This is a genomic window from bacterium, assembly GCA_037147175.1.
In the GTDB taxonomy this organism is placed as follows: domain Bacteria; phylum Cyanobacteriota; class Vampirovibrionia; order Gastranaerophilales; family UBA9971; genus UBA9971.
In genome coordinates, this window is the sequence record JBAWVS010000067.1 from 1 (window position 1) to 10,280 (window position 10,280).

11 protein-coding genes are annotated in these 10,280 nt (G+C 31.3%); 6 read left to right on the forward strand and 5 right to left on the reverse strand.

Annotated features, from left to right (window positions below):
* The first annotated feature begins 61 nt into the window (after positions 1–61).
* The 6 genes from WCG23_12110 to WCG23_12135 all read left to right on the forward strand — a co-directional run bounded on the left by WCG23_12110 (position 62) and on the right by WCG23_12135 (position 6,014).
* A complete protein-coding gene (locus tag WCG23_12110; protein ID MEI8390611.1) occupies positions 62–874 on the forward strand; it encodes a polysaccharide biosynthesis C-terminal domain-containing protein in 813 nt (270 codons plus the stop codon).
* Positions 855–2,054, forward strand: a complete 1,200-nt coding sequence (locus tag WCG23_12115; GenBank protein MEI8390612.1) for a hypothetical protein — start codon at positions 855–857, stop codon at positions 2,052–2,054. The genes WCG23_12110 and WCG23_12115 overlap by 20 nt, the downstream gene beginning before the upstream one ends.
* Positions 2,051–3,067, forward strand: coding sequence for an acyltransferase (locus tag WCG23_12120; protein ID MEI8390613.1), 1,017 nt, complete (start codon positions 2,051–2,053; stop codon positions 3,065–3,067). Before WCG23_12115 ends, WCG23_12120 begins: the two co-directional genes overlap by 4 nt.
* Positions 3,057–4,298, forward strand: coding sequence for a hypothetical protein (locus tag WCG23_12125; protein MEI8390614.1), 1,242 nt, complete (start codon positions 3,057–3,059; stop codon positions 4,296–4,298). Before WCG23_12120 ends, WCG23_12125 begins: the two co-directional genes overlap by 11 nt.
* A 93-nt stretch (positions 4,299–4,391) precedes the next feature.
* Positions 4,392–5,222, forward strand: coding sequence for a family 6 glucosyltransferase (locus tag WCG23_12130; protein ID MEI8390615.1), 831 nt, complete (start codon positions 4,392–4,394; stop codon positions 5,220–5,222).
* A 60-nt stretch (positions 5,223–5,282) separates the two neighbouring features.
* Positions 5,283–6,014 carry a class I SAM-dependent methyltransferase gene (locus WCG23_12135; GenBank protein MEI8390616.1) on the forward strand — a complete coding sequence of 244 codons (732 nt, stop codon included), beginning with the start codon at positions 5,283–5,285 and terminating at the stop codon, positions 6,012–6,014.
* Positions 6,015–6,049: 35 nt separating this feature from the next.
* Here WCG23_12135 and WCG23_12140 read toward each other — a convergent pair whose 3' ends face one another.
* From WCG23_12140 to WCG23_12160, 5 genes are all read right to left on the reverse strand, one after another.
* Complete coding sequence (locus tag WCG23_12140) at positions 6,050–6,772, reverse strand: class I SAM-dependent methyltransferase (protein ID MEI8390617.1); 723 nt, start codon at positions 6,770–6,772, stop codon at positions 6,050–6,052.
* A 75-nt stretch (positions 6,773–6,847) separates the two neighbouring features.
* On the reverse strand, positions 6,848–7,663 hold the full coding sequence (locus WCG23_12145; GenBank protein MEI8390618.1) for an alpha-1,2-fucosyltransferase: 816 nt from the start codon (positions 7,661–7,663) through the stop codon (positions 6,848–6,850).
* 3 nt (positions 7,664–7,666) lie between these two features.
* Entirely contained in the window at positions 7,667–8,488 is an 822-nt protein-coding gene (locus WCG23_12150; GenBank protein MEI8390619.1) for a glycosyltransferase, read from the reverse strand.
* On the reverse strand, positions 8,478–9,464 hold the full coding sequence (galE, locus tag WCG23_12155) for a UDP-glucose 4-epimerase GalE (protein ID MEI8390620.1): 987 nt from the start codon (positions 9,462–9,464) through the stop codon (positions 8,478–8,480). The genes WCG23_12150 and galE overlap by 11 nt, the downstream gene beginning before the upstream one ends.
* Before the next feature lies 1 nt (position 9,465).
* Positions 9,466–10,149, reverse strand: a complete 684-nt coding sequence (locus WCG23_12160) for a sugar transferase (protein MEI8390621.1) — start codon at positions 10,147–10,149, stop codon at positions 9,466–9,468.
* Positions 10,150–10,280: the final 131 nt, after the last annotated feature.

Below are 10,280 nucleotides of genomic sequence, written 5' to 3' on the forward strand. Positions count from 1 at the left end.
AAGAATTAAGTTAAAAAAACTTTATCCTAATAAATTAAATTAACAATGCACTAGAGTTATTATTTCCAATTATGCCTTTATGGATAAAATAATTATGGGGTTTATTTCAACTTTGGCACAGGTAGGTTTATACGATATAAACATTAAGTTTTTGAGCATAATAACCCCTCTGGTAACATCGTTAAGCGCTGTTATACAACCACGAATAGCAAATATATACGCAAAGGGTGATGATGCAAAAATCAAGGAGTATACGACATTAACTATAAAAGTGATGCTATTTCTGACTTTTCCTCTGATTGCCATATTGATTGGCATATCCGATAATCTTGTGCAGTGGTTGTTTAAAGGAGAATTTCTGAAACTCGCTTTTTTAATTAAAATAACATCTCCCATTATTTTATTCCTGACGGTGGGAAGTATTTTTGGAACTCAAATTTTAATACCTACGGGAAAAGAGAAAGATTTTACTATCTCGTTAGTAATTGGTGCAGTAGTGAATGTATATTTCAATTTCCTTCTCATTCCAAAATACGGAGCTGTGGGAGGTTGTATAGCTTACGCTTTATGCCAACTGTCTGTGTCCATGTACCAGTTTTTTGTCACGAAAAAATATATCAATTTGGAAGAAATATCGCAAGATTTGTGGAAATACCTTGTTGGAGCTGTAATTGTGTTTGTTTCACTTTCCTTTGTCGATAAACTTCAACTAAGTCATCTCTGTATTCTCATAGTGCATTTAATAACAGCTGTTTTGGTGTATATTTTGGCTACAAGTCTTTTAAAGACTGATATAAACATATTTTTAGCATCTAAAGTAAGTGAATTCATTAGGGGAAGGGAGAAAGAGCTGAATGAAAATATTAATATATAGCGATGCGGAAAATTTTAATTTTTTCAGAAAAATGGTGAAACCTCTAAACGAACTGGGACATGAGGTTCATTTTTTAACAAACAATTTTTACAATTACTTAAAAGTTAAAAAACAAGGCTATAAATTTTTTCTGGTAAAAAGAGCCGATAAAAAATCATCTGTCGAAAATATTCCTGATAGTCTGCTGATGGGGCTTATAAATTTAAAAAACGCAAAAAAACTTTATTCAAGCATTGTTTTTACGTTAGAAACTCTTAATGACAAGCATAACTATAATTTATTTATGACATGGAACGGTCATAACATTATTGGTCAGAGTTTTGAAACTTTTGCAAAGCAACATAATATAAAAATGCTTTATCTTGAAATTGCAAACATTGACGGAAAAATATTTGCCGATCCTCAAGGTGTTAATGCGCTTTCATCTTTGTTTGCAAATCCAGAAATTCTTGAGGAGTTTGAAGTTGATGAAGCAAAATTTGAGGAATGGCGAGAAAATTATTTAAAGAATAAATTGAAATCACACATTGTTCGTCAAGCTATTATTAAAAAAGTCGATTTAAAAGATTTGATCTTTAACTATATTTTAGGACTCTTTAAAAAATTTATTCTCGGAGTTCCCAATTTTCCTAAGATTTCTATGATCCATTTTTTCAAAAAAAGATTGAAAAATAAAGCTCAACAAAAGTACGGCTACGATGATTTAAACATAGAAAAAGAAAACTATATTTTTTATCCTATGCAAGTTTCAAGCGATACTCAACTCATGATAAACAGTGATATAGATAATGCTCAAGCAATAGAGATTGCTTCGGCAAAAGCAAGAGAAAAAGGAATTAAACTTCTTGTAAAACCTCATCCTGCTGAAACAAACAAAGTTTTTATAAAGAAAATATTTGACTTAAAAGAAAAATACGGCTTTTACTTTGTAAAGCACAATACATTTCAGCTAATCAGCAATTCTGACGAAGTAATCACAATAAATTCAACAGTAGGACTGGAAGCAAAAATTCTTGACAAACCCGTAACCTTTTTAGGCAGAAGTTTTTTTGCTAAAATGAATAATAATATGCTAAAAAAATATATTATGGGCTATTTGATAGATGCTGATTATTTCAATAATGAGCCAATCAGAAAAGAGTCTGCGGTTAAAATAATTGAAAGAGTTAGAGTTTTATGAGCAAACAAAGATTAGCTTGGCTTGACACAGGAAGAGGCTTAGGGGCTATTTGGGTTATGGCGGCTCACTTTATTCAACATTTCCCAATTCATTCACAAAGTGAACCTCTAATAAAAAACTATATTGTTTTAGGGAGGGCAGGTGTCGTTTTATTTTTTTGTATTTCTGGGTTTATAATCCCGTATACTTTGTTTAAATCAAACCTTAAAGATTTTATAATAAATAGAATTTTTAGATTGTATCCGATTTACTGGTTTGCAATTCTTACATTAATTGTCATTGAATCAAAAAAGTTCGATTTTATCACATTGCTATCTAATCTACTTATGATACCAGGCTTTTTAGGCGTTAAATATATAATTTATGTTTTTTGGACTTTAGAAGTAGAATTAATTTTTTATATTTTATGTGGAATATATTATTCTAAAAACCTTTTAAACAATGAAAAATTCATTTCAAATAATATTTTCGTATTTTTGTTTTTATCCTTCTTATTTGCATTATTAAGACCTTATCTACATATTCCAGCCATAATTTTTTTGGGATTGGCTGTTATGTTTATAGGCGTAAGAGTTTATATTAAAAAGTCATTGGATTTCAAATTTTTCATTATATTTTTACTTTCGGTCATTCCTATTAGCTTTTTAGAAAAAAAATCATTGTTTTTAAGTTTTATGCCTGCTTACTTTTTAGGCTTGAGCAGTTTTATAACACTTTACAATCTGCAAAATTTAAAGGCTAATTTTTTATCTTTTTTGGGGAAAATAAGCTATTCTATTTATCTTTTGCATCTTCCTGTTGGCATATACTTTTTGAATTTCTATACCCTCAATTACAATGTTTATGCAGGCGTTGCGGCAGCCGTTGTTTCAGTAATTTTAACATCTTATCTTACTTATACTTTTATTGAGAAAAAGTTTACAAATATTGGAAGATACATTATAAAGCGTTATACAAACAGAGAATTGAATTATAATTGTATTGAGAAGGAAATTTTAATTAATGAAACTTAGATTAACCTTGCCAAAGGAACTTAAATTGGCAATTCCCAATAATATAAATTTAACTGAAATATGCGCTTGGCTTTGCGTTGTTTTTTCGGGGTTTTATCTTTACGGGACTCCGATAATAAGCCCTGTGTACATTAGTTTCTTTACTGTTCTTGCTGTTGTAATTTTCGGGTTGTTTACAGGAGATAAATGTTCTTTCAATAAGGTTTATATCTCTGCTTTAATGCCAATCGTTTACATTGGAATCACTCAACCTTTACTTTTCCATTTAGAAGTTTTGGGGCAATGTATAGCTTTTGCTTATTTTATTTTGACTGTTTATTTATTAAACAATTTTGATAACAGAAAAATCGTAAAAATTTCTGAGCATTTTTTATGTTTTTCTACAATTCTATTTGCAATTGATACTTATTTAAGAGTGCATTCTGCTTTACACGGTGCTAATTTGATCTCATCTTTTTATGCGTTTAAAGGTGGAAGTATTATGTGGAATGATACAAACGGTCTTGGTCTGCAAGTTGTTGTAATGTTCTTTCTTGCTTTATATTTAGATATAATTCAACCCAAAAAAAGTTATAAAGTCTACCAGCTTATTCTTTTCATAGTTACTATTTTATCTTTTTCAAGAATGTCAATTGTTGCCATAGTTGTTTTCTGGATAATATTTAAACAAGCTCGTAAATTATTTTCTCTCAAAAATATTATTTTAATGCTGTCATTTGGGCTTGCTTTTTTGCTGTTACAAAACTGTTTTACGAGTTTAAATCTATTTGAAGGAAGAAGTTTAGACTCCAAGTTCTATGTAATTTCAAAAACAATTGATTATATTAAAAATGCCGACTTGAGCTCCATTCTTTTCGGAGTAGGCTTAGCTAATACCAAAAGTGTTCTTGGGTATTGGCCGGGGCATAATTATTTCAGTATGTATTTTGTCGGATCAGGATTAATTGGATTTTTAGTTGTATCCTCTTTACTTTTTTATATTTCAATTAAAACAAGGTTTAAAGCGTTAATAATTATTTTACCCATACTGTTTAACGGCTTTTCTGTCTATATTATGTATAATGCCTTCTTTTTTAGTTCATTGGCGATAATATACCTAATCGAAAGAAATTTAAGCCAAAAAAACGAGAATCTATATTTAGAGCCTGTCTTGTTAAAACCTTCTTGCTGTCATGCCGAACTTGTTTCAGCATCTGTCCAATTGTTAGACTCTGAAACAAGTTCAGGGTGACATTTCCTTTTTTAGCCAGATGGCTTCTTACTTAATGGCGATTAGGCTTATATTTGCAGGATTTATTAAAACGAGACCGAGGAAAGGAATAAAATGAAAATAGCAGTTTTATATATAGGGCTTGGTCGATATACTGTATTCTGGGAAGGGTTTTATAAAAGTTGCGAGCAATTCTTTCTTCCAAAACATGAAAAAACATACTTTGTTTTTACCGACAATGAAAGTTTAATGTTTGAAAAAGAGAGTAACGTGGTTAAAATTCATCAGGAAAACCTGAAATTTCCATATGCAACTTTATTGCGATTTGAGATGTTTAGTAGAATTAGAACGCAATTAAAAGAGTTTGATTATATTTTCTTTTTAAATGGAAATATGGAATTTGTTGACTTTGTCAATGAAGAATGTTTGCCCACAAAAGAAAATGACGGGCTGGTTGCAGGTCTTTTGCTGGCCAGACGTTTTTTTAATAATCCGGACAGGTTACCCTATGAAAGAAACCCTCTATCAAATGCTTATATACCCTACGGTAAAGGTACCCATTATTTACAGGGTGGCTTAAATGGCGGAATGGCGGATGAGTATTTAGAAATGATTGATAAACTTAACGTCGCAATCAAGGAAGACTTGGCAAATGGTATTATAGCAGTTGTGAACGATGAATCACATTTGAATAAATACCTGTTAGACAAAAATCCTCTTATTTTAGAACCTAATTATATGTATTCTGATCAGGCTTTTATGGAAGAATATAAGAAAAATAAAAAAATTGTTGTACTCAATAAGCAAGAGCCAAAATGGGGAGGAATGGACTACTTAAGAGGTAAAAGAGATAAACCAATTGTAGGATTCGAGGCATTTATTTGTTCAATAATTTTATTTTTTAAAAAACAGTACAGGGTATACGTTAATAAATTTCTTTATTGAAATCATAAAAAAATCATCCGCAAAAAATTGGAGCAGTATTAAAGTTGAATTGGTGGAATTGTGAAAAATACGGAATGTAAAAAAACAGCTGAATATTTTAATGAAAATGTACCTGAGTATTGCCTCGAGAGATTTGGGTTAATCGTTGATTTTATTAAAAAACAGGTAAAATCAGATAGCAATTTTCTTGATATAGGATGTGGGGCTGGAAATGTACTTCAAATGATACAAGATCAAACAGGAATACAAGATCTTTACGGAATGGACATAGCCGAAAATTATTTGAATGAAACAGGCAAAAAAGTTGAATTTAAGTCAATACTGGGTTCTATTCTCGATGAAGAAATAGTAGGAAAATATAAAAATAAATTTGATTTTGTCATGCTGTCAGCAGTATTGCATCATTTAATAGGTGACTCAAGGGCGGATTCTATTGAACTGGCAAAAAAAGCTTTGGATAATGCTTTTCAACTTGTTAAACCTCAAGGGTACTTTCTGCTCGTAGAGCCTGCTTATGCACCGACAATTTCAAATGATTTCATCTTTAACATTAAAAAATTCTTTTCTTCTTTTGTTGATGGTCGAATTGAATTGTTTACTCAAGGTCTCAATATTGGGGATCCTATAGTTTCCTTTTTAACTCCCGATCAGATTAAAAACATGATGCAAAATATAGACAACAATGAACTTTTAGGAGAAAAAATCAGTTCCAATGGTGTTCCTTTGGCGATGAGGTTTTTATTTGTTAAAGGAACCTACAATACCAATTTTATAAGCCGAAAAATAAAATAATTAAGCAGATGATGTTTTAAGCTTTAAATAAGCAATTATTCAACCAAGACAAAAAGTGAATATCCGCCCAGTAATTTAGCAGAAAAATCAACATTGATTTTGTTCAAGATGCGTCTGGGTATATGCAGCATTCTTGATTTAAGGCTTATGCTTTTACTAATTCCGGCTAATTCCAGAACACTGTTACCATAATGCCAATCCAAAACTTTATACCCGGCATCTTCGAGAACTGCCAAGAAAATGTCTTTATTGAAATAATGTATATGTCCGTATTTTTCTCTGGATTCCAAATAGTAATGACCAAATAAAGCTTTTAGAGCAAATATTTCTAAGGGAACGTTAAAAACTTTATATTTGCCTTTGTTTTTGACTTGCTTTAAAAAACCTATGTAATCATCTATATGTTCTACAATATCAATTAAAAGCAGCGCATCGTAGTGTTTATCAGATTCGGTCAAAAAATCTTTTAACTGAAAATTCAATCTTGCTTTTTCCTTGTTTTTACATATTTGGTAGGCATCTTCAGAAACTTCATACCCGCAGAATGTTATATCTTCTTCCATTTCATTATAAAGATTGTTTAATATTTCTCCGGCACCGCAACCTATTTCACTTATAGTTTTTGGCTTAATATTATTTTTATCGAGCAATTTAAGTATCTGTAAGGCTTTCCAGGGAGAATCCTCTGTATGCCAGGTGGGATTGTTCTCTAAATACTGACCGTCATTATATAAATTAGTTTTTTCAATATCATTCATGTTTTTCTCCTGCTGTATTTTTTTATTTTAAAAGTGGCATACTGCCCGTTGGCAGTAATACTGTTGTATTTGACGTCATGTGGTTATCCATTCTTTGACATACAAATCCTTTGAACTCACATTTGAAAGGATTCCGAACCACCTTTTAGGAGCAAAAATCAGTTTGCGGGGATTTTTGCCAAGCCAAGAAGCCCACCAGCTAAATGAACTGTTGGCAATAATAAAATGTTGGCAGTTACTCATTAACATCAAGTCCAAACACCCACTAGAATCGTTGTTATTGTCAACAATCGTCATTTTGTCATTTATTTTGAAATTCTTTTTTACCCAGTCAGTATCATCAGAAAATATATAAAAATGTGGATTTTCAATTTTGCGGATAATAAAACTCATTGCTTTTTTGTAATAATTTAAAGAACAGGTTCCGTGAACCAATCTGGCTTTTAGTGTTGAAACATAATCGCCACGTCTAATATGGATACAAACAGAATTGGAACTTTTAATTTTATCCAACAATTCTTGATTTGTGTCATCGGGAGTTTCTTTAAAAGTAAACTCTTTCCTTATTATGGTTTCAATGTCTTTAAAATATTTTTCACTTTGCCAATAACCGTCAAGATAAACATTGTCGGGCAAGTCCAGCACTTTAGAATCGAAATGAAAATGCTTCTCCTTTCGATAATTTTCGGATTTTATTTTGTCAATTTCATCCTGAGTTGCTATTTCAGCGTTTATATTGAAAACATTAAGCTGAAATTTGCGATTTCCATACTTTGCAAAATCGGAAATAGCAAGTTTCAACTCGGTATTGTTCTTTTCAGCAAGACAAAGTCCAACCGCATACTGAAACATCTGATTTCCTATTCCGCCGATAATTTTTACTACAATCATTTCTTAGTGCTTTCTCCTCAAAATCATATTATATATCAATTTCATAAGGTCATAAGGCATTATTCTCAGGCAGAACTTTAAAAATACATTTCTGGAAAATTCAAAAATGTTTATAAATCCAATTTCTAGAAAATATAAGTACAATTTAAATTCTTTTTCTATATAAAAAGAACCTTTACGGCGTTTTATCATAGTGTTTCCTGCTCGAGCATTAACCAAACATTCGGGAATATTAGCCATTTTCATTCCCAGCTTAAGCATTCTTGCCCACAAGTAATAATCTTCAAAATAAAGAAATGTTTGATAGTTGCCTGCATTCAGGACAGCAGTTTTTCTGAACATGACAGTCATATGGTTTAAAGGATTTCTCCATTTTGCATACTTAGCTATATCTTCGGGTCTTATTGGAACGCTTTTTACTGCATAAATATTTTCAGGTTCATCTTTAAATTCTGAAATAAAACTTCCAACTATGGAAATGTCGGGATTTTTTTTAAAAACGCCGATTTGTTTTTCAAAACGGTCATTTCTGGCAACATCGTCTGAGTCCATTCTTGCTATAATTTCAAAAGAGCAGTTTTCTACGCCAATTCTTAAAGCATTTCCCAGTCCTTGATTTTCTTCCAAAGCGATCACTTTGAATAAGTGGGAAAATTGTGATTTATATTCATTAATAATTTTTTCTAATTCAACAGTTAAAGGTCCGTCTTTAACTAATAAGATTTCCGAGGGTTTAATCGTTTGATTTATAATGCTGTCGAGAGCTTTTCTTAAATACTCAGCCTTTTCTTTTTCATATAAAGACATCAATACGCTAAAATTCATAATTATTTCGCTCACATTCCCAATTCAAAGCTGTTTTGCATATAATCTCTAAATCATTATATTTAGGATTCCAGCCAATTTTCTCGATTATTTTAGAGTTATCTGCAATGATACAAGCAGGATCTCCTTGTCTTTTTTCTACAATTTCAACAGCGAAGTCTTTTCCGCTTACTTTTTTCATTGTATTTATAACTTCTTTTACACTATAACCGAAACCATATCCGCAGTTAAAAATATCACTTGCGTTATTATCTAAATAGTTAAGAGCTTTTATGAGTGCATCAGCTAAATCATCAACGTGAATATAATCTCGTACCCCTGTTCCGTCAGCAGTATTAAAATCATCTCCGTAAATATACATTTTTTCTCTATTACCAAGAGCAGTTTCCGCCGCTACTTTTATCAGGTGAGTAGCATTAGGGTAGCATTGCCCGATTCTTCCTTTTATATCAGCACCCGCAACATTAAAATAGCGCAGTATGACATATTTAAAATCTTTATGAGCAACAGTAATATCTTGAATGATTCTTTCACTCATTAGTTTACTCATTCCGTAGGGGTTTATCGGATTTAATACATTACTTTCTTTTACAGGCAACTGAGTAGACTCATCATAAACTGCCGCTGTAGATGAAAAAATAAATTTGTTTATATTGTGCTTAATACATAATTTAACTAAATTTGCAGTGTTAATTGTGTTGTTAAAATAATATTTTAACGGATTTTCTACTGATTCAGGCACAACAATAGATGCAGCAAAATGAACAACAGCATTTATTTTATTATTTATCAATATATTTTCTATTTTATCTATTTCAGATAAATCTACTTGAAACAGCTTGCCAAATAAAATATTTTTTACAAAACCGGTTGATAAATTATCAATTATATAGATATTATGGTCAGTTTCTTCCCCGAGTTGTTTGACAAAATGACTTCCTATATAGCCTGCGCCGCCTGTAACTAATATGTTCATTTTATCCGTGCCTTCCTGATAATGCCATGAATACAGCTTTTACAAGTATACTGAAGTCCCAAAACAAGTTTCTGTGTTTAATATAATAAAGTTCGTATCTTAGTTTTTCTATTGCATCTTCTGTAGATGCCCCATATCTGTACATTATTTGGGCCCAACCTGTCCAACCGGGAGTTACCCAGTGTCTTCTTTGATAAAAAGGAATTTTTTTTTCAAGTATCTGTGTGAATTCAGGTCTTTCAGGGCGAGGACCTACCAGACTCATTTCTCCTTTTATTATATTAAGCATTTGAGGAAGTTCATCGAATCTTAACTTTCTGGCAATGCGTCCTATTTTTGTTACTCTCGTATCTTTATTGTTGTTTACAGCCCAAACAGCGCCATCTTTTTCAGCATTTTCTATCATTGTTCTGAATTTAAGCATTTCAAAGATTTTGCCATTTTTTCCAACTCTTTCCTGCGTATAAAATATTTTGCCTCCGTCAGCTATTTTTGTTGATACCGCAAGAATAATCATTATTGGCAATGTCACGAATGATATTATTGAAGCCCCTATAATATCAAAAATCCGCTTGCATAATCTGTAAATTGGTCGATGTATCCTTGTCAAATCATAAATAAACCACTCGGGGGTTATTGTTTTTACAGCAACCTTTAAAGTTAAAAGTTCATAAAGTTCTGACATTTTGAAAAAAGTTATATCTTTATGTGCACAATCTGAAATATAAAATAATGTGTTTTGTTCAATGGTTTTATTTATTGCTATATCATGCCCCGATGTCCAGTCAGAATTTTTTTAAGTTACTATCCTATGCA

Excerpts from the sequence above, each read along its gene's own strand:
- WCG23_12115 (MEI8390612.1), top strand. The coding sequence starts at position 855 with ATGAAAATATTAATATATAGCGATGCGGAAAATTTTAATTTTTTCAGA.
- WCG23_12120 (MEI8390613.1), top strand. The coding sequence starts at position 2,051 with ATGAGCAAACAAAGATTAGCTTGGCTTGACACAGGAAGAGGCTTAGGG.
- WCG23_12125 (MEI8390614.1), top strand. The coding sequence starts at position 3,057 with ATGAAACTTAGATTAACCTTGCCAAAGGAACTTAAATTGGCAATTCCC.
- WCG23_12130 (MEI8390615.1), top strand. The coding sequence starts at position 4,392 with ATGAAAATAGCAGTTTTATATATAGGGCTTGGTCGATATACTGTATTC.
- WCG23_12140 (MEI8390617.1), bottom strand. The coding sequence starts at position 6,772 with ATGAATGATATTGAAAAAACTAATTTATATAATGACGGTCAGTATTTA.
- WCG23_12145 (MEI8390618.1), bottom strand. The coding sequence starts at position 7,663 with ATGATTGTAGTAAAAATTATCGGCGGAATAGGAAATCAGATGTTTCAG.
- WCG23_12150 (MEI8390619.1), bottom strand. The coding sequence starts at position 8,488 with ATGAATTTTAGCGTATTGATGTCTTTATATGAAAAAGAAAAGGCTGAG.
- galE (MEI8390620.1), bottom strand. The coding sequence starts at position 9,464 with ATGAACATATTAGTTACAGGCGGCGCAGGCTATATAGGAAGTCATTTT.
- WCG23_12160 (MEI8390621.1), bottom strand. The coding sequence starts at position 10,149 with ATGTCAGAACTTTATGAACTTTTAACTTTAAAGGTTGCTGTAAAAACA.